Source organism: Anabaenopsis sp. NIES-4685 (genome assembly GCF_059725405.1).
In genome coordinates this window covers 1,088,393-1,108,136 of record NZ_AP043602.1, presented here as the reverse complement: position 1 = coordinate 1,108,136, position 19,744 = coordinate 1,088,393, and the positions used below count along the sequence as shown (strand labels likewise).

16 protein-coding genes are annotated in these 19,744 nt (G+C 40.4%); 6 read left to right on the top strand and 10 right to left on the bottom strand.

Annotated elements, in window-relative coordinates; translation table 11 throughout:
• The first annotated feature begins 159 nt into the window (after positions 1-159).
• Both AC6IZ0_RS04710 and AC6IZ0_RS04705 read left to right on the top strand, forming a co-directional pair.
• Entirely contained in the window at positions 160-1,137 is a 978-nt protein-coding gene (locus AC6IZ0_RS04710) for a YegS/Rv2252/BmrU family lipid kinase (RefSeq protein WP_497725260.1), read from the top strand.
• Positions 1,138-1,143: 6 nt separating this feature from the next.
• On the top strand, positions 1,144-2,724 hold the full coding sequence (locus tag AC6IZ0_RS04705; protein ID WP_271731499.1) for a metallophosphoesterase family protein: 1,581 nt from the start codon (positions 1,144-1,146) through the stop codon (positions 2,722-2,724).
• Between the two features lie 45 nt (positions 2,725-2,769).
• On the opposite strand, the gene AC6IZ0_RS04700 is transcribed toward AC6IZ0_RS04705, so the two are convergent.
• The 3 genes from AC6IZ0_RS04700 to AC6IZ0_RS04690 all read right to left on the bottom strand — a co-directional run bounded on the left by AC6IZ0_RS04700 (position 2,770) and on the right by AC6IZ0_RS04690 (position 4,634).
• On the bottom strand, positions 2,770-3,192 hold the full coding sequence (locus tag AC6IZ0_RS04700; protein WP_271731501.1) for a CAAD domain-containing protein: 423 nt from the start codon (positions 3,190-3,192) through the stop codon (positions 2,770-2,772).
• Between the two features lie 205 nt (positions 3,193-3,397).
• A complete protein-coding gene (locus AC6IZ0_RS04695) occupies positions 3,398-3,859 on the bottom strand; it encodes a BON domain-containing protein (RefSeq protein ID WP_271731502.1) in 462 nt (153 codons plus the stop codon).
• Between the two features lie 121 nt (positions 3,860-3,980).
• Complete coding sequence (locus AC6IZ0_RS04690) at positions 3,981-4,634, bottom strand: general stress protein (RefSeq protein ID WP_497725259.1); 654 nt, start codon at positions 4,632-4,634, stop codon at positions 3,981-3,983.
• 534 nt (positions 4,635-5,168) lie between these two features.
• Between AC6IZ0_RS04690 and AC6IZ0_RS04685 the strand changes: the two genes are divergently transcribed.
• The gene (locus AC6IZ0_RS04685) at positions 5,169-8,219 is read left to right on the top strand and encodes an MFS transporter (protein ID WP_497725998.1); all 3,051 of its coding nucleotides are present in this window, start codon (positions 5,169-5,171) and stop codon (positions 8,217-8,219) included.
• Here the strand turns inward: AC6IZ0_RS04685 and AC6IZ0_RS04680 are convergent.
• Together AC6IZ0_RS04680 and AC6IZ0_RS04675 are read right to left on the bottom strand one after the other, a co-directional pair.
• Complete coding sequence (locus AC6IZ0_RS04680; protein ID WP_497725258.1) at positions 8,183-9,190, bottom strand: sodium:calcium antiporter; 1,008 nt, start codon at positions 9,188-9,190, stop codon at positions 8,183-8,185. The two genes, AC6IZ0_RS04685 and AC6IZ0_RS04680, sit on opposite strands and share 37 nt — an antisense overlap.
• 223 nt (positions 9,191-9,413) lie before the next feature.
• On the bottom strand, positions 9,414-10,856 hold the full coding sequence (locus tag AC6IZ0_RS04675) for an aminotransferase class I/II-fold pyridoxal phosphate-dependent enzyme (protein ID WP_497725257.1): 1,443 nt from the start codon (positions 10,854-10,856) through the stop codon (positions 9,414-9,416).
• Positions 10,857-10,964: 108 nt separating this feature from the next.
• Between AC6IZ0_RS04675 and AC6IZ0_RS04670 the strand changes: the two genes are divergently transcribed.
• The 3 genes from AC6IZ0_RS04670 to ychF all read left to right on the top strand — a co-directional run bounded on the left by AC6IZ0_RS04670 (position 10,965) and on the right by ychF (position 14,225).
• Entirely contained in the window at positions 10,965-12,185 is a 1,221-nt protein-coding gene (locus AC6IZ0_RS04670; protein ID WP_497725256.1) for a GmrSD restriction endonuclease domain-containing protein, read from the top strand.
• A 113-nt stretch (positions 12,186-12,298) separates the two neighbouring features.
• Positions 12,299-12,841, top strand: a complete 543-nt coding sequence (locus AC6IZ0_RS04665; protein WP_497725255.1) for a HEPN domain-containing protein — start codon at positions 12,299-12,301, stop codon at positions 12,839-12,841.
• A gap of 292 nt (positions 12,842-13,133) precedes the next feature.
• Positions 13,134-14,225 carry a redox-regulated ATPase YchF gene (ychF, locus tag AC6IZ0_RS04660; protein WP_497725254.1) on the top strand — a complete coding sequence of 364 codons (1,092 nt, stop codon included), beginning with the start codon at positions 13,134-13,136 and terminating at the stop codon, positions 14,223-14,225.
• A 46-nt stretch (positions 14,226-14,271) separates the two neighbouring features.
• On the opposite strand, the gene AC6IZ0_RS04655 is transcribed toward ychF, so the two are convergent.
• The 5 genes from AC6IZ0_RS04655 to AC6IZ0_RS04635 form a co-directional block, all read right to left on the bottom strand.
• Positions 14,272-14,427, bottom strand: coding sequence for a hypothetical protein (locus AC6IZ0_RS04655; RefSeq protein ID WP_497725253.1), 156 nt, complete (start codon positions 14,425-14,427; stop codon positions 14,272-14,274).
• Positions 14,424-15,851, bottom strand: coding sequence for a protein kinase domain-containing protein (locus tag AC6IZ0_RS04650; protein WP_497725252.1), 1,428 nt, complete (start codon positions 15,849-15,851; stop codon positions 14,424-14,426). Before AC6IZ0_RS04650 ends, AC6IZ0_RS04655 begins: the two co-directional genes overlap by 4 nt.
• 83 nt (positions 15,852-15,934) lie before the next feature.
• Positions 15,935-16,462 carry a polysaccharide deacetylase family protein gene (locus tag AC6IZ0_RS04645; protein WP_497725251.1) on the bottom strand — a complete coding sequence of 176 codons (528 nt, stop codon included), beginning with the start codon at positions 16,460-16,462 and terminating at the stop codon, positions 15,935-15,937.
• Positions 16,434-17,042 carry a hypothetical protein gene (locus AC6IZ0_RS04640; protein WP_497725250.1) on the bottom strand — a complete coding sequence of 203 codons (609 nt, stop codon included), beginning with the start codon at positions 17,040-17,042 and terminating at the stop codon, positions 16,434-16,436. Before AC6IZ0_RS04640 ends, AC6IZ0_RS04645 begins: the two co-directional genes overlap by 29 nt.
• Positions 17,043-17,161: 119 nt before the next feature.
• Complete coding sequence (locus AC6IZ0_RS04635; protein ID WP_497725249.1) at positions 17,162-19,528, bottom strand: ATP-binding cassette domain-containing protein; 2,367 nt, start codon at positions 19,526-19,528, stop codon at positions 17,162-17,164.
• Positions 19,529-19,744 lie beyond the last annotated feature (216 nt).

Genomic DNA, 19,744 nt, shown 5'->3' with positions numbered 1-19,744 from the left:
TTGTCTAAATTCAGGTAAACTTTATGCGGTTTTTTTTACATTTTTTTACATTTTGCTGAATTAGTTAACATTTCCCGGCTACAACCCAACTTCACGGGTAGAGGACAGACAGCCCGATAATTTGATAACTTAATTTTATGAAACTGAAGTTTTCTACCCATGAACCGTTCCGCTTGCCTTATCTTTAATCCAGTGGCGGGTCAAGGAGACCCAGAGCAAGAACTGGCGATGATTCGGGCATTATTAGAGCCAGAAATTGACTTGAATATTTATTACACAACAGCAGAACTTGGTGCTGACAAATTAGCTGAACTAGCTGTTAAACAGGGTGCACAAGCAATTATCGTGGCAGGGGGGGATGGCACTTTGTCGGCGGCTGCTACTGCTATAGTGGGTACTGATATTCCCTTGGGGATTATTTCTAGGGGAACAGCCAACGCTTTCGCTGCGGCATTAAAAATACCTGACACCATTGACGCTGCTTGTCAGACAATTTTGCAGGCGGGGACTCGATATGTAGATACAGCTTATTGTAACGGTAAGCCTATGGTACTACTGGCAGGTGTCGGCTTTGAAGCCGATACTGTAGAAATGACAGGTCCAGAAGCTAAAAAACGCCTGGGGATTATGGCTTATATTTTAGCCGGAGTACAACAACTGCGTAATTTACAGAGCTTTGAGGTTGAAATTGAGACTGATGATAAATTGATCAGAACCACTGCATCAGCTGTAACAGTAGCCAATGCTGCTCCTCCTAGTTCAGTTTTAGCTCATGGTCCAGCAGGTATAATTTATGATGATGGACTACTAGATTTAACCATAGTGGCTCCGGAAAGTAAAGCAGGAGCGATCGCCGCGACATTTCATTTATTACAAACGGCTTCCACTGGTAGCCCAGTAGAGCGAGATGATATCGGCTACCTGCGGGGAAACCGATTCAAAATTAACGCCTTACCGCCCCAAAAGGTAGTTTTAGATGGTGAAATCATTGGTACAACTCCCATTGAAGTTCATTGTGTACCAGCAGGCTTGAAAATTTTTGTCCCTTTTGACCAAGCAGTTAGCCCGGTGGAAAAACTAGAGGGACTTCCTAATTTAACAGTTGACAGCAAAGATAGCAGTAAAATTCAGGAGTAGGTTGTATTGAAACTCGTTTTTGATCCAGCGACGGCTAAAAAAATTAGCAAGATGCAGCAAAGAGTCAAATGGCAAGACCCGTTAATTTTACAGCGCGGGATTGACCAAACTCGGCTAGTTTTGGGGAACAACCACCCAGATAATCCAGAGTTTTCTTTTTTGGTAGTGGGTGACAGTGGGACTGGTAGTCACAGGGGACATCATCCGCAGCGACGGGTTGCAGAACAAATTCTACCCCATCGCCCGGAATGCAGTTTTATCTTACACACGGGTGATGTAATTTATTTAGTGGGTTCAAGTGAATATTACCAGCAGAACTTTATCCGACCTTACCGAGAATTTCTGGTGGGTGGAGAACATCCAGAAAAAATTGCTTATGACCAGATGGTTTTTAATTTTCCTGTGTTCCCAGTACCGGGAAATCATGATTACTATGACTTACCACCGATATTAAGTTTACTTTCCCTCACCACTTTACCCATTCGGCGTTTATTACCATCGCAATTAGCACTGGATGTAGGCTTACATGGTTCTGGGAAGGGTAGGGCTTATGCAAAGGCATTTTTAGATTATCTCCAAGCTTTTCAGGTTCCCGGTCAGTTAGGAAAACACTTAGATAATTACTATACGGCTCAGACAGATACAGGGCGCTGTCTGAATTACCAAGCGGGGCGCTTTACCCGGTTACCAAATCGGTATTATACGTTTTGCTACGGGGGAATTGACTTTTTTGCCCTTGATTCTAATACATTTAATGAACCAGCGGCAATACCTGAAACACGCGCCGGAATAGAACAGCGTAGACTGTTAGAAAAACGCCGTCAGGATTTTGAGCACGAAAAGCTGCAAATCATGGAAACTTCAGCCAAGCTAAATCCTGAGCATCCCAGCGCAGCGGAGAAACTGGATGACTTACAAGGTCAAATATCACAAATTGAGGAACTGATTGTTGATATTGACAAGCAATTAAACACCGATAAAACAACCGTGACTGATATCGAACAATTGGAGTGGTTAAAAAAAAGACTAATTAAATCTTGGAATACGGCAGATATACGGGGAAGAGTCCTTTATTTTCACCATCCGCCTTATGTGACTGAAGCGACAAAATGGCAACAAGCGCAAACTTTAGCCATTCGCCATCGCCTACGCGGTGTACTGGATGCGGTGGCGGCAGAAGTAGGTTATTTGACACAGGGACGACCCCTAGTGGATTTAGTCTTAAATGGTCATGCTCATTGCTTAGAACATCTGCAAACTTTGGATACAGGACACGCTGACGCTAATATTCACTGGGTTGTCTGTGGCGGTAGTGGGTATAGTCTGCGTCGCCAAAGAACTGAAGGCCCGGATTTAAGAGAAACTGTGGGAGATAGCAGTAAATTAGTGGCGCGATCGCATTTATTCATCGGTCGTCATGGTTACGGTTCTCAAAAGAGACGACCTTATTCCAGTTTACGCATTGACGTTACAGGGGATGAGCATCCTCAATTTATTCTCCGTCCCTTGGTCGCGGAATGGCATCAAAGGCAATGGCATAATTCCGAAATCAAATCTTTTACTCTGGGAAATACTCCCCTCTTCTGAGTCAGGAGAGGGGTTGGGGTGAGGTTATTTCTATGGTTGAGAAAATTACTCACCCAAAACTTCTTGTTTCCACAATCGAATTTTCTGAGTTAATTCTTGGCGAGTTTCAGATTTAGCTAGATATCGCCAACTAAACCAAGTAAAGTAAGTAAGACCAATCAACTCAAAAAATGGTGCTAGTAGGGGAACATCATTTATGGCACTTACTACAGCTATTACTAATTTAAGTGTAATCACTGCTGTAATAATTAAAGCTAAGTTGCTTAAAGAGCGCTGATTTTTATAAAAAAAGCTACTTACATATTCAGGAAATTCTCCTAAAAAGTCAGTTGTGCTTCTAGCAACTTGTTGCCATTGAGCTTGGGGTTCATAAGCTGGCGTTAGCTTTGCTAAGTTTGCATCCCTAGAAGGTGGTAGTATTCCATTAGGTGCGATAACTGCTTCGAGTTCCTTTTGTTCAGTTTCCATAGTTTTTGATGTTGGTAGTTACAGCATTTCTTTTAAATTACTGGATATTAATACAGATCACAATCGGGTTTGTGATCTGGGTGAAAATTTTTAATTAATAGGGTAATGTATAATTATCTGGATTTGCCAGTAATGAGGGTTAGATTCCCTCACTACCCTGGAATTATTTAGTTTTTCCTAGTAACTAAGCTTTAATTCCACCAATTTATCCCCGTGGCGGCGCAACAACTGCATTAACAATCACATCATTAACACCGTTAATTTCTTGGGCTAATGGTTCAATTTTAGATAACTGCGCCTGATTATTTACAGTTCCTGAGACAATGACTGTACCTTGTTCTGTAGCCTGAACTGTTAATCGGCCATCAGGTATATTCGCTTCTAATTTAGAACGAACTTCACTGGCTAAGTCTTCTGGAGTTCTGTCGGTAGTATCATCGGCTAAAGCATCAGTTCGCTCTTCACGGGCGCGAATATCAGCATCTAGTTGTCTTCTGCGGATTTCGCTTTGAGAATCTTCAAGTGAGGCTTGTCTTTCTTCTGGGGTTGGTGCTTCTACAACTTCACCGGGAGCGGGAGCAGTCCTATCGGTTCTCGCCACATCTTCACAAGCAACCGCACCCAATAATACAACGCAACTAATTAAAAAAGGAGTGAGCTTTTGCATTTTGTAACTCTTCCTCACAAATTGAAATTGTGAAAATATATTGGCGTTTTTAGGAGTAGCAAGCATTCTCTGGCGCTCTTCCTAGTTCCAATAAATAAAATGAAAGTGTTGTCAGTTTAGATTAAAGTTTTTCATCACGACGGTCTACAATCACTACTGTCGGTTCATGGCGATCGCTAGGAACTGTTTGTACAACTGGTGTAGTCTGATGTCTATGTTCTCTACCGTCATTGGGGTAGTCATAAACACCAAAATCTTGAACACCGTAGCGGTTAAAAATTGCTTCTGCTGTGGTAATTTCTGCGTCTGTGCCTTCTATAATCACTAAATAATGTCCTTGTTCAACCCGCTGCTGATAAACTCTAGCCCGTTCTTCGGGAATTCCTAAGCCGATTAAGGCACCTATTAGACCACCAGCAGCAGCACCTATACCAGCGCCTGCTAGAGTTGTCGCCAAAGTTGTTGCTGTTGCACCCGCGAGCATAATCGGCCCAATTCCTGGAATTGCTAAAGTTCCCAGACCGACTAATAAACCAGTAATACCGCCCAAAGCGCCGCCAGAAATTGCTCCAGCTGCAGCACCTTCATCGGCTTTATTACCTACCTGTTCTCTGGTTGGAGTACCAGCAATATCACCTCTGTGTTCTGCATCTTTGGCGATAACAGAAACTCCCTCCATGGAAAAGCCGGAACTTTTCAATTCATGCAATGCTTTTTCAACATCTCTACGGTTAGAAAAAGTACCTACAGCTCGTCTATGTACGTTAACTACCATTTTAACAAACCTCATCTTTATTGATATCGTTTAGATTCTTGCCAATTCTGTACCTTAACTTAGCCAGTTAATTGTATCTGGTAAATTACAGCGCATTTGATTTGATTGACGTACACAAGGGCGGGGATCCATACCCATCCTAGAGGAGTTATGATCTTAAGATGTGTACTTCATTTAGTTGAAAAGTGCTGTATTAAACTGCATCCTTCTATATAAAAATGCTATCAACACCTTCTATTTACACATTTTTATTGAGGATTTCCATCAATCCCTTGACATAATTGCGATCTCTTTCATTAGACATAAGTATTGATATCCCCAAAACAGTATGTGAATTATTGTGGAGATTTAAATTATGGCTTTTACCTTCTATTTGGGTAGGGAATTAATCAATAATAGTTAAATAGAATTATAAAAAATATGACTTTGGGAACAGGGGTTTATGACCTAAGAAAGTGGAGTTATAGATAAATGAATATTTAAAATGTGAGAAATGGTTATTGCATTCAGTAGGACTAGGAAAATCTTATGATTATGTTTCCAAGTGTGGGAACCATTTTGAAGTGGGTTTGGCTACCTATGGAGATAGCAACCAGAAATGGAACTTCAGAAAGTTTAACTCCAGAACAAGTATCATTACTGTTTTCTGGTCCGAAGTTGATAGTCGCACTATTAGCTGGTACCTTAATGGCTTTGGCCTTCCAATTTTTACTGACAAATTTTTCTCTAGCGGTAGGAATTTTATCTTTAGGAAGTGATTCCGCTGCTGGTGGTGAGTCGAGTACCTGGGGCGGTACGATTCGCAAAATTGAAAAGAAGGTGGGATTTTGGGGATTAATCAGCGCCAGTATTGCATTATTTATGGCTTGTTTTCTAGCAGTCAAACTGAGCTTAATTGAAAGTATGCTCCTAGGAGCAATTATGGGTGTAGTTATCTGGTCTACCTACTTTTCCTTAGTGGTTTGGCTGGGTTCATCAACCCTGGGTTCTTTGATTAGCTCCTTTATAAATACTACAAATGCAGGATTACAGGCTATACTCGGTGCAGTTAGGGCTAATGTGGCGAAAAAACCAGCGGTTTCTACTGCTGAAGAAATTATAGATACAGTCCGGCGGGAATTAACTTCGGGTTTAGATGCTGAAAGTATTAAGAATACTCTACAAGGTTCCTTAAAAGCTCTGCAAATACCACAACTAGATTTAGCCGATATTCGCCAACAGTTTGAGCGGATACTGGGCGATGTAGATTTATCATCTATTGGTGGGGGTGATTTAGCAGAAAAAATAAATCGCCAAACATTTGTGGATTTAATTAGCAGTCAGACAAATTTATCCAAAAAAGAAATTAATCAAATTGCTGACCAACTAGAACAGGCTTGGAAACAAGTTGTTGCTCCTCAAAGTCCTACGGAGCAAGTGATTAATTTAATTAAATCTGCTACACCCGAAGAGTTGAAATCTGAAAAATTAGGTGAACGTCTTGAGAAATTGGTGGGAGTTAGAGAAAATGGTAATGGTCGCAATGCTTGGATTCAAGAAGGGATAAAATATGGTTTGAGTAGTGGTATACCAGCAGTATTAGATCGGGTAGACTTTTCTGATATTGATCTAGAAAAAATTACCACTCAAATACAAAAGCTCAGAGACAAAGTTGAAGATATAGATGTGGAAAAAATTACCGCACAGTTACAAAGTAAAATAACTGCAAGATTACCACAGCCAACCTACAATAGTATCAAAGCGGATGTAGAAGACTACATTCTCAATTGTTTACCTTGGCATTTTAACCGCACGACAATCAGAGATGAATTTCAAGAAGTGATCTATGATCCACAGGCAGATCCTACCACCACGCGCTGGGAATTAAGCCAAATCAATCAAGAGGATTTTAGAAACTGGCTCAAACAGCGGGGTGATATCAGCGAGGGTAGGGTGACGGAAATTAGTCAGCAGATGGAAAGTATTCGGGAGGAAGTTTTAGAAATTGTTCAACAGGCCGAAGTCCGGGAAAAAGGTGACGAACTGCGCTTACGGATAGAAAATTATTTGCGTTCTACAGGTAAAGCAGAACTGAGTCCAGATGCTATTGAGCGGGATGTGAGCAATTTATTAGAAGATTTTACAGATTTAGATATCGGCTTACAAGCATTTGACCGTGATGCTTTTGTGCAATTGCTTTTACATCGTCAAGATTTGAGTACAGCAGAAGCTGATCAGATTGTCGGTCAATTAGAAAGTATCTGCGATCGCGTCTCGAATCAAGAAAGAGCAACGGCCAATGAATTATGGCAAAGAATAGAAGAGTATCTGCGGAATACCAACAAAGCAGAATTAAATCCTGAAGGTATTAAACGTGATTTTGCCGCTTTAGTAGAACAACCGGAAGTAGGAATTAATTTAATCCGCAATCGCCTATCCCATTTTAACCGGGATACAGTGGTAAAGTTACTGAGTCAAAGAGAAGATTTAAGCGAGGAGGAGGTTAACCAAACCTTTGAGGAAATCCAAGCAGTAGTTGAGCGCATTTTACAAGTACCGCAAACAACAATCAATAAATTGAGCGAATATCTGCGCAATACTAACTTGGAAACACTCAACCCAGAAGGTATGAGGAGAGATTTGGAAACATTACTCGCTGACCCGCGGGAGGGTGCTTTAGCATTCCGCCATCGCCTATCGGTTGACCGTGATACATTGGTAAAACTTCTGAGTCAACGTCAAGATTTGACCCCAGGGCAAGTTAATCAGATCATTGATCAGATAAAGTTGGGGATTAATAGTATAATTAGAACACCACGACGCTATACTAGTCGTGCGGCTCAAAGAGTTAGGGATTTTGAAGCTCATCTAGAAAATTATTTGCTTCACACTGATAAAGAGGAACTCAACCCAGAAAGCATTAAACGTGATGTGCAATTATTGCTGCGAGATCCACAAGTGGGATTGGCTAATTTAGGCGATCGCCTGGGGCGATTTGACCGTTCCACAATTGTGGCTTTATTATCTCAAAGGGAGGATATTTCCCAAGAGGAAGCTAACCGCATCGTGGATCAAATTGAGTCGGTGCGTGATTCAGTTGTGCAGCAATGGCAGCAGGTTCAGGAAAGGGTAGAATCGGTAATTGAGGGAGTTTTTGCCAAAATTCGCGATTATCTCAACTCCTTGGAGCGTCCAGAACTGAATTATGAGAGCATTCAGCAAGACTTTGCTAAATTATTCGATGATCCCCAAGCTGGATTTGAGGCTTTGCGCGATCGCCTGAATCAATTTAATCGTGATACCTTGGTAGCTATTCTCAGTTCTCGTGAGGATATTTCCCCGGAGGATGCTAACCGCATTATTAACCAAATAGAAGCGGCGCGGGATAGTATATTGCATAGAGTTGAACGCCTCCAGGAAGAAACCAAAAAACGCCTCCAAGCAATTCAAGAACAGGCACAAATTCAAGCTGAAGAAACCAAGAGAATTGTGGCTAATGCAGCTTGGTGGCTATTTGGTACGGCGTTGACTTCTCTGTTCGCCAGTGCGATCGCCGGAGCCATGGCGACTCAATTGCGGTATATGATATACATCCCACCAATGTAGAGAGCGATCAGAGTCAGTCCATCCCAAGTTACATACATCCGGGAGCGACTGACCGCATGATAGATTAGTCCAACAATGGCGACGGAGGTCATGATCATGGAAATGATCGCAGTAAACAGATGCACATCACTAATTTGCAACCACAAATCACCTTTGAGGTACGCCACATCGTAAATTCCCAGAATCGCTAAATTCCAGAGATTAGAGCCGAAAATATTAGAAACTGCCATTTCTACTGCATTCATGCGAATTGCTTCCAGGGATACCACCACTTCCGGTAGTGATGTGGCCGCAGCTAGTAACAAGGAGCCTATAAAGCTTTGTCCCAATCCAGTGGTTGTTGCTATCTCATCCCCCAAATACGCCAGCCACACACCTAAAAGTACGGTAGCTAGAGCCAGTAAGGTAAAATTCAGATAAGCTCGTCCACGTTTAATATGTTGGTATTGAGCAGCTTCTGGTTCCACTTCCAAGATAACCGCAGCCATTCGCCTGATTTCAAACTGTGTCATGATCCGGGCGCTGACTACATAAAGTAGGATTAATAACAAACTGGGAATACCAACCCATCCGAAAGCCAGATGAATTCCTTTGTTAGTTAATAGCATTCCCGCAGCAGTTAACCCCAACATCGCACAACCTAAACTAGCGGACAAACCCAGACCCACTGGTGCGCGTTTAAGTAATGGCTCCCGTCCGCTGACAAGATCGAGTATTCCCAAAACCATTAAATTGAACAGACAACTACCCAAAATACCCCCGACTGCTAAATCTGGAGCGTCTAATACCGTTACTGCACTGACTCCTGTAGCCAATTCTGGTAATGATGTGACACCGGCCAAAAGTAGACCACCAACCCAGGTACGCCCCAAGCCTGTTTTCTCAGCTACAACATCAGCGCTTTGGGAAAGCCGCATACCTACAGCAATCACCAACAGGACACACACAAGAACTTGAATAAAAAGAAACATAAGAAGTAGTGAATGAGAGAATGGGGATTAAACAAAGTATAGTCCCGTCAAGGCTATCCTTGGGGTTTTGTCAGCATTAAAAGTAATTTAACGCACATGACATCAATTTTCAAAGTAATTTAACGCACATGATATCAATTTTTGCTCCCATATGCTATTTTTTAAATTTCTTGATTTGTGTCTTTTGTGTATTTCTCCTGAGGGGGGAGGTTTCGCAAACGGTCTAGGTTCCGCATTGATTTTTAACAACTTTTAAATTTTTCAGACTGGGATCTGCGCAACCAGTGATTAGTCCACCCATGGCTTGAACTTGTTGTAAATATTCTAATGCCGATTTAGTAATCAATTCCCCTGGCATTAAAACCGGGATTCCGGGGGGATAAGGACAGACAATTTCAGCGCAGATGCGATCGCTGGTTTGTGCTAAGGGTAAAATTTCATTAGCAGCAAAAAAAGCTTCACGGGGGGAAACGGTTGTTAAATTATCGCCGACAATCAACGCCTTACCGCTTGGGGGATGACAATGGTGGTTCATCTTCTCTAGAGAGGTGAAACCTTGCACCAATTGCTCAATATCAGCTAAGGTGTTCCCTAGAGTAATAATAAAGGTGAGATGTTGCCATGAGGCCAACTCAGGGGTAACACCTAGCTGTTCATCCAGAATTGTTTCGGCTGCAAATCCTGTGAAACCTAAGCCGGAAACGTTGACAGTTAGCCGTGTTTGGTCTAAATTGGGTAGTTGTAAAATGGATAATCCGGCAATAGTGCTGATTCTGCTTCTGGCTATATCTGCAAGTTCCAGGGTGCGAGACATCAGGGCTTTTCCGTGGAGTGCCATTTGTTGACGTGCAGCATCTAAGGAAGCTAAAAGGATATAACTAGGACTGGTAGACTGGACAAGTTGTAAAGCTTTGTTGACTCGGTGAATATCTATGCTGTGTCCTTGGATGTGTAACATTGATGCTTGTGTCATGGCACCGAGTACCTTATGAGTAGATTGTACAGTTAAATCTGCGCCGGCGGCTAAGGCGGGGGTGGGTAATTGGGGATGAAAGGCAAAGTGCGCTCCGTGTGCCTCGTCTACGAGTAAGGGGATATGATATTGGTGGGTGATTTGGGCGATCGCTTGCAAATCTCCACAAACACCGTAATATGTGGGATAGACTACCAAAACTGCTTTGGCTTGAGGATGCTTTTGTAATGCAGCTTCCACAGATGCGGGTGTGATACTGTGAGCAATATCTGAAACTGGGTCATATTCAGGATTAACAAAAATTGGAATAGCACCAGAGAGAATTAACCCAGAAATAGCCGATGAATGCACATTACGCGGCAAGATAATTTTATCCCCAGGACTACAGGTAGCCAAAATTGCCGCCTCAATTCCACAGGTTGAACCATTGACAAGAAACCATGTTTGTGATGCGCCAAAAGCCTCTGCTGCTAGTGCTTGGGCGGATTGAATTACCCCTTGGGGTGCAAACAAATTATCTAAATCTGCTAGTTCTGTTAAATCAGCCTGAAAGACTTTTGTACCCAGTAAGTCAGCCAAGGGTTGAGAAATGCCCATACCTTGCTTATGTCCTGGGGTGTAAAAAGGCGCGTGAGCGTGGGTTGTATAAGCCTTTAGGGCATCTAACAAGGGGGTTTGGTGTTGATTTTGCATTTGGGAGAAAAGGAGCGGACTTGAAGTTAATATTAAAAATTTATGTGTAAAATATAATTAATTAATCAGCTATACTAGCTCATTTAAGTTTCTATATAGATTACAGTTATGCCAGAAGAAGAAGTAAATTTTTATGAAGAAGATGAAGATCAAGAAATTGAATCTGAATCGGGTATCAATCATAAATCCAAATTAGAAGAAATCCAAAAAATTGTTGTAGCTCGTACTGACTGGACAACGGCGACAATATTTGATCAAATAGTGCGTGAAAACATCCAGCTAAACCCCAGATTCCAAAGAAGAGATGCTTGGGATATTACTCGTAAGAGCCGATTCATCGAATCACTAATTTTGGGATTGCCTATACCACAAATAGTATTAGCAGCCCAGAAAGAGCGGGGTAAATTCATAGTTCTTGATGGTAAGCAAAGATTACTAACAATTCTGCAATTTTATGGTAGCAGTGAAACACCCAATAATGCTTTTGCGTTAAAAAATTTAGAGTTCAGAACTGATATGAATGGTAGTACGTATGAAGATTTAAAAAATCATCTTTTTTTCAACAAAGAGCTTGATGAGCTTGATAACCAAACTATTCGTACCATAGTACTGCGGAATGTGGAGAGCGAAACTTTTTTGTATAAAATTTTTCGCAGACTGAATGTACAAAGCACTCCTTTATCAGCACAAGAACTCAGACAAGCATTACATCCTGGGGAGTTTATCAATTTTCTCGATGACCAGTCAATTAAAAGTCAGGTTCTGAAAAAAATATTTAAATCACCCAACCCTGATTTTCGGATGCGTGATGTCGAGTTACTCTTACGTTATGTGGGTTTCCATTATTTTCTATCAGAATATCGCGGGAATTTGAAAGCATTTTTAGATGAAACTTGTCAGAGATTTAACCAAGATTGGGAACAAAGACATTATGATATTCAATATGTAGTTAATCAATTTGAACAAGCGGTGTATACAACTATTAATATATTTGAGGAAAAAAACTTTTGTCGAATGTGGTTAGAAAGTGATAAGACATATAGAAAACGTTTTAATAAAGACATTTTAGATGTGATGGTTTTTTATTTTTCCGATGAAATAATAAGAGATAATGCTGAAAAAAATAAAGAAAAAGTTGAGGAGGGATTTAAAAGATTATGTTCATCATCTCCTGACTTTAGGGCAGGTGTTGAGGGAACCACCAAGAATATGCGAGAAACTTACAATCGTCTGAGGTTATGGGGTGAAACATTATTAGAAGTTTTAGATGTAGAGTTTAATCTACCTGAATTTACTAACAATCGAATTTTCTTCAACCGTTTGAGGTAGATTTGATTGTAAATATGCCAAAATCCGCGAGGTTCCGTTGTTTAATTAAAGAATTAAAGAGGTTAAAAAGGCATTTTATCCCCAAGATTAGCCCCATAGGATCATATTCAGAAATGCAGTTATCTAGAACTCTTGCATACAGAGTTTTAGCCCATGCTGAAATTGAGTCTTATCTTGAAGATAGAGTTTGGGAAGTTACTCTAAATGCCAAACAGATGTGGGATAACGGAGGTAAAACCTGTTTGACCTTGATCAGTCTAATTGCCTTCTCAGGTCAAAATATGGAGATACCACCAGACACACTTACACCAAAACAAGGGAATAAAACAGTTCCATTAGATAAAATTAAGATAAGTAAGAAAATAGATTTGGCTATCAAGGCTTTTAAGAAGGTTATTGATAATAATCATGGAGTCAAAGAGGCTAACATTTTAGCATTACTCTTACCCATAGGGATAGATAGTGATGACTTAGATACTGCTTGGCTGGCTAACATGAATACATTTGGTAGAGAACGAGGTATTGTAGCGCATACCTCTGCTACATCATACATAACTATTCAACCACCAGACCCCGCAAATGAATTAAGCATGGTAGAGCAGATTACCGAGCAGCTTTTAAAATTAGATGAATTAATCAATAAATTAATGCAATGAAATATTCAACGCCACAGGAAATAATCATCTGTGGTGGGATGATTCTGACGGTCACTTAATGAGGTGGAAATTACTATGACAAAGTATAGCCATTTTGGGAGATGTCGGTTTTCTGGGTTGTCATTTAGCCTGGGAAGGTCGAATAATGGAATTACACCTAAGCTGATTTATTCCACTGCTATTTGGGTCTTAGAACCAGTACCAGTACACAAACTGTTCCCGGTGCAATCCCCCAAACCATCCCAGAACCTGTTTAAATTAACTTTGTAGTTCACAAAATCTTAAATCCAAAATGCTAAGAACCGGAATTGTCGGACTTCCCAACGTCGGAAAATCTACGTTATTTAATGCTGTGGTTGCTAACGCCAAAGCAGAAGCAGCTAACTTCCCTTTTTGCACGATTGAACCGAATGTCGGTGTTGTCTCAGTCCCGGATGAGCGGTTAGATGTTCTGGCTAAAATTGCTAGTTCTGTTCAGATTATACCAGCGCGGGTGGAGTTTGTCGATATCGCCGGCTTGGTTAAAGGGGCAAGTCAAGGAGAGGGGCTGGGTAATCAATTTTTGTCCCATATCCGTCAAGTTGATGCTATCGTCCATGTGGTGCGGTGTTTTGAAAATGATGATATTATCCATGTAGCCGGTTCTATTGACCCAGTGCGAGATATGGAAATCATTAATTTAGAACTGGGTTTATCAGATTTAGCACAAATTGAACGGCGAATTGAGCGCACGCGCAAACTAGCACGTACGAGCAAAGATGCACAGGTTGAAATCACAGTTTTAGAAAAATTAGCTGCTGCTTTAAACGAGGGTAAATCTGTCCGTCAGGTCAGTTTATCTGCAGAGGAAGAGGAGATAATTAAGGGATTAGAATTACTGACTAACAAGCCAATTATTTACGCGGCGAATGTGTCTGAGGATGAGTTAGCCACGGGTAATGAATTTGTGGAACAGGTTCGACAAGTTGCAGCTGGTGAAAATGCTCAAGTTGTGATTGTTTCCGCACAAGTAGAGGCGGAATTAGTGGAATTACCGGAAGAGGATAAGGCGGATTTTTTGGCCTCTTTAGGTGTGGAAGAAGGCGGGTTAAAATCTTTGATTCGTGCTACTTACACTCTTTTGGGTTTACGGACTTATTTTACTTCGGGTCCCAAGGAAACCCGCGCTTGGACAATTAACGCGGGAATGTCTGCACCCCAAGCAGCTGGGGTGATTCACTCAGATTTTGAACGGGGTTTTATTCGCGCTGAAACTGTGGCTTATCAGGATTTAGTTACACATGGTTCTATGAATGCTGCGAAGGAAAAGGGTTTGGTGCGCAGTGAAGGTAAAGAATATATTGTGCAAGAAGGGGATGTAATGCTATTCCGCTTTAATGTGTAGTTATGGGTGGTGTCCCCGGTTGATAACCGGGGACTATGTGAAAAAACTAACGACTTTTTGTTACCCAAAATTGATAGCCAGATTCATTACTTAAGCTATTGGCGAAACTCCTAGCGTCCATTTCTGAGGTAAAACTGGCAGCTTGGGTTTCTTTACCGACAATCAACGCATCACCACAATAATTATTTTTGACTGTACTCAAGCACTGGAAGGACCTTTGACAGCCCACCAATCAGCGCCAGAAACATAGGGATGACCACAAGTTGAGCGCCGTGTTAGGGAAGAATTAGAATTCCTAATGGTAGTGTTGGAAGTTGCAGTATTGACACTTGCGACATAGGTGGAGGCTAAAGATTCTAACCGTTTTCTTTCTGCGGCTAAACGTTGGCGTTCTTCCCTAGCTTGTCGAGCTTCTGCGGCTAAACGTTGTCGCTGTTCTTGAGCTTGTTGTTTCTCAGCTTCTAGGCGTTTTTGTTCTGCTTCTTGCTTTTCTCTCTCTGCTTGAGCGGCTCTTTGTTCTGCTTCTAGGCGTTTTTGTTCTGCTTCTTGTTTTTCCTGCTGGGCTTGAGCTGCATTTTGTTGGGCTTCTAGAATTTCTCGTGTCACAAAAAATCCGCCACCTAATCCTAAAGCAGTTAACACAACAGTTATGATGATCATTCTTAACTTCAAATTGGAAAACTTAGCTGTTTTTTCAGTCGGTATTTGCTTACTCTCTACTTCTGTATTGATCAGGGTTTGTGGAAGGGTATCGGATTTTGGTGATATGATGACTGTGTTTAAATGGCTGGGTGGTAATATTGATGTATTATGTTCTAATAAATGTAAGTCTTGATACATCTCTGCTGCTGTTCGATACCGACTAGATAAATCTAGCTTGATAGATTTATCTAACACCTTGGCCAATTTAGGTTCAAGATTGGGTACATGACTATGCCAATCCAGTTCCCCTGTAAGTTGACTGGTGTCAAACTCAATTGGTAATTTTCCGGTGAGGGTATAAATCATTGTTAGTCCCAGAGCATAGAGGTCTGTACTAAATACTGTTCGCCCGGCGCTCTGTTCGGGAGCCATAAAGCCTCTAGTTCCTACTATGACTGAACTGATGGTGGAACCTGACCCGAGGGTGACTGCTCCCATAGTTTCTTTGACTGCGCCAAAGTCAATTAATACGGGTAAGCGATCGCTGTCTCGTAGGATAATATTTTCTGGTTTAATATCTCGATGAATAATATTTTTGCTGTGAATATATTTCAGGGTATTAAGTAAAGAGGTGAGGATAGCGACTGCTTGCTCTGAGCTAATGATTCCCACTTGAGCCAGGTTTTTACCTTCAATATATTCTTGAACTAAATAAAATTGACCCTGATCCGCAAAGTAGCTGAGTAAAGTAGGAATTTGAGAACAATGGCTTCCGAGTTCTTCTAGCACTTCTGCTTCTTTACCGAAGAGTTTTTCAATCATTTCTGTGGAGGTATGATGACTCTGGGTAGCAGGTTTAAGGCGCTTCAACACCACCAAACGTTGGGAGGGAATTTGAGTATCCCGAGCTAGGAAGGTTTCACCAAATCCACCGGAACCCAGTGGACTAACGATTTCATAACGATTAAGGAGTAAGTTCTGCATATATAACTTCTATTTGATTGTGGGAACTGAGCTTTGTTTAATGCCAACTAAATTTGTTACTTACATAATCTTGGTTGTGATTTTTATTTTAAAGCTTCACTGAGAATAACAAAATGGAAACCTCGGCTTTTTAATTTGCTAATGATAGGTTGTATGGCGTTAACAGTGTTTTGACGATGGGGGCTTTCATCGGGATGGATCAAGGTGGGATTAGTGAGAAAGCCATCGTGCATCAAAATCACACCAGGGTTAATCACATTGGTGACAGCACGAATAATAGAAGCAACTGAACTGCTTTTTCTCCAATCATTAGTGTCAACTATCCATTGAATACTATTTAGTCCCAGTTGATGAACAATGTCTAATACCTGTGTATTTTGACGTCCATAGGGAGCCCGAAACCATTGAGTGGGATAATCCATCCCCAGACATTGGTTAATACTGTGTTCATTACTAATAATCTCCTGATGTTGTTGAGCAGGGGAAATCTGAGTAAATATAGGGTGACTATAGCTGTGATTGGCAATTTCATGTCCATCCTGATAAATATTTTTAAGAATCTCACAATTTTCTGCAATTTGTTTACCAACCACAAAAAATGTAGCTTTCACTTGATTTTTTTTGAGTATAGCTAGTATTTTGGGTGTGTATTCCTTTGTTGGAACGATCATCGAAGGTTAAGGCTACAGATTGGCTTTTCATGGCTGCTAAAAAAGTAGACTTATTGTTAAGAGATAGGTCAATAAGTGGTTTATGTGGTTTTTTTTGATCTTGAATGGTTGTTTGAAAATAATTTTCCCAAGCTTTAGCTGCTAATTGATATTCTTGTAAAACTAATAGCTGTTGATTAGCATCATTATAAATAGTGGTATTTGAAGGTATTGATTTCATTACTTTTTGAGATAGTTCTAAATTATTAATCACCTGGCTAAGAATTTTTAAACCTTCCTGTGGATCTACATTTTTATTAATAGTATTTAGCTCCTCAATAGCTTTATATAAATTTTCTTTAGCTTTGAGAAGAATTAAATTATCATAACTCACTTCAGGTGAGGAATTACCATGGGGTTGCGAATTTTTAGTAACTGTGGAATCAGGCTTAGATGGGCTTAAAGTAGAAACTTCGGTCTGTTCTGGATGCTGTTTGAAAGCAGAATTTGATATATTTCGTCTGTTATTTTGATAATCCAACAAAAAGTACGAGGTGATTATCCCTAAAATTGTGCTAATTAAGATGATTATTGCGAAATATTTATGATTTGGCATGATCAAAAAACATTGGTAGTTATTGGGTAATTTTTCAAGTCTAATTAGAGGATGTCCTTCTTTTTTTGAATGATCAAGGTAACTATCAGATAAACTAAGCTATGCACAAGTAATAATTTCCAGTTGAGACTGATATTATCCCAACTAGGTTCATAGACATCGGTGATAGCAAATGGTGCTGGGATGCTAGTACCATCAGGAAGTAAAATAGGCTCTGGGACTAAAGCATTAATATTCACTAAAGACCCATAAGCTCCCACAGACCACCGACTAACCATTAACCAGGCGAGGTATTTACTGATTGCTTCAGTTTTAAAGAGGACTCCAGAGAAAATGATTTGCGGTAGTAGTAATACTACTAGGGCACTGTTAGCCTGAGTGCTGTTTTTAACAGCGGCGGAAACCATTAGCCCTAGACAGAAACAGGAGAATAATGTCAAAAAGCTGGTAATGGAAACGCCATAAAACCAGGGAACTGTTAGAGAATCTGGCGCAGCAAAACTGATGAGAATAGCAATGACCATGATTATGGTTTGTAAACAGGTTATTGCGGCAAGAACTACTACTTTTGAGGTTAAATAGCTAAAAGCGCTTAAATTAACTAGTCTCTCTCTTAAATAAATATCATTTTCTTTAACAATTTCTTGTAAAGAAGTACCTAAACCTATCCAAATAGCAGCACAAGTAAAGACCAAGACTACAGTTTGAGCTAGGGGAGCTAGTTTAGGGTTAGCTTCACTAGCGAGAATAAAGGGTTCTTGATCTGCTATGGCTAAATTAATCAGTAAAATACCAAGGGGTGCAGTGACTAGGGAGATAATTAAGTTCACTCGGTCTCGAATCACTAACTGTAGGTATCTCTGGGCTAATATCCAGGTTTGATCTACTAAAGAGGCCTGAACTTGGCGGGGTTTGGTTGTGATGATGTGGGAATTGCTCATACCCAAGCGTTGGTCAATATATTGGGTTTGATACCGTGACTGCTTAAATAGTTCCGCAGTTCTCATGACAACTTCTTGATTATCCAACTGAATATAAATATCTGCGAAATCTTTGTTATTTAAGTCAAAAAATACACAGGCATCCTCAAATGAGCCAAAGTAGCAGAGGTTACCACCTTGACCGAGAAATACAATGCGGTCACACAGATCAATATTACTTGTAGCATGGGTAACTAAAATGATGGTTCTGCCTTGATTAGCTAACTTTCTGAGCAGTTGCATCATTTTTTTATCTAAACCGGGGTCTAACCCTGATGTGGGTTCATCTAGAAAAAATAGTTTGGGATCGACTAATAACTCTACTCCGATGGAAACTCGCTTTAATTGTCCACCGCTGAGGTTTTTAACTAACACATCCCGACAGCCTAACATTTCAATTTGAGTGAGAGTTTTTTGAATAATCGAATTTAGATCGGTATCGGGGGGAAGTCTGAGTTTAGCTGCATATCTTAAGGCTTCTGTAACTGTTAATTCCTTGTGAATAATATCTGATTGAGGCACATAACCGATTTGATTGCGATAAATATTAAAGCTCTGTCTGAGGTTTTCTCCATTGATGTAAACTGTGCCTTGGTTTGTAGGTTGAATCCCCAGTAAGGTTTTCATTAAAGTAGATTTACCGGTTCCACTTCCCCCAACTAAAGCAACTAGTTGGCCTGGCTCTATGGCTAAAGAAATCTTATTGAGTAAAACTTTTTGCGAGTTTTTATTTTTAACAACTCTAAAAATGTTCTTAGCGTCAATGCGAATATAATTACCAGTGTCAGAGATGACTAATTCATCCCCTTGTAAGACCAAAGTATAAGGAACAATTTTAATAACTGCGCCAGAGGTGAGATGAGTTTTACCATTGACTTTTGTACCATTGACAAAAACGCCATTAGTACTGCAATCATACAAGATATATTCCCCTGATCTGATATATTCAATCACCGCGTGTCTACGGGAAATGGTGGGGGCGATAATTTGTAGGTTGGCTGCGGGGTCTCTACCCACAACGGTTGACTTTTCCTTGAGAGAGATGGATGAGAAAAATGAACTTTTCTGCTGATGAGAACTACTGCTAGGGTGATGAAATTCTAATGTTACTAAAATGTTAAAATTTTGACCTATTTTAATAATATCTCCGTTTTGTAGGGAATATCCTAAATTATGACTAATTAAATGATTCTTTATAAAGAGTTTATTACTACTTGGTTGAAGGCGATCGCCATCATAAATGTAGTAATTTCCGTCAACTTCCACTAAAGTAGCTTGACAGCGACTAATTACTTTCCAGTCTGCGGGTACTAATAGGTCTGCTAGTTGGGGATCTCTGCCTATGATATGTTGGCTTTGGGTAAGTTCAAATTTGGGGAGTGTTTGACCCTGATTGGTAAGAATAATATAGGGTCTAGAGGTTGGGGTCATGCTAATGGATTGATATAAGTAATAAATGTTACTGTGTTATTGGTTAATTAGTCAAAAACTAGGTTTAAATGTCTTGTTTTTGATCACGGTTGTTTATATGTAGATAGCGCTTTGAGTTCTTAAATATACTTAAGTAGCAATAATATCTGTAACATTGTATAAAATTTATTGCATCTATCCTAAGACATATTTTTTGTGTTTATGGGTAGCAAGGTT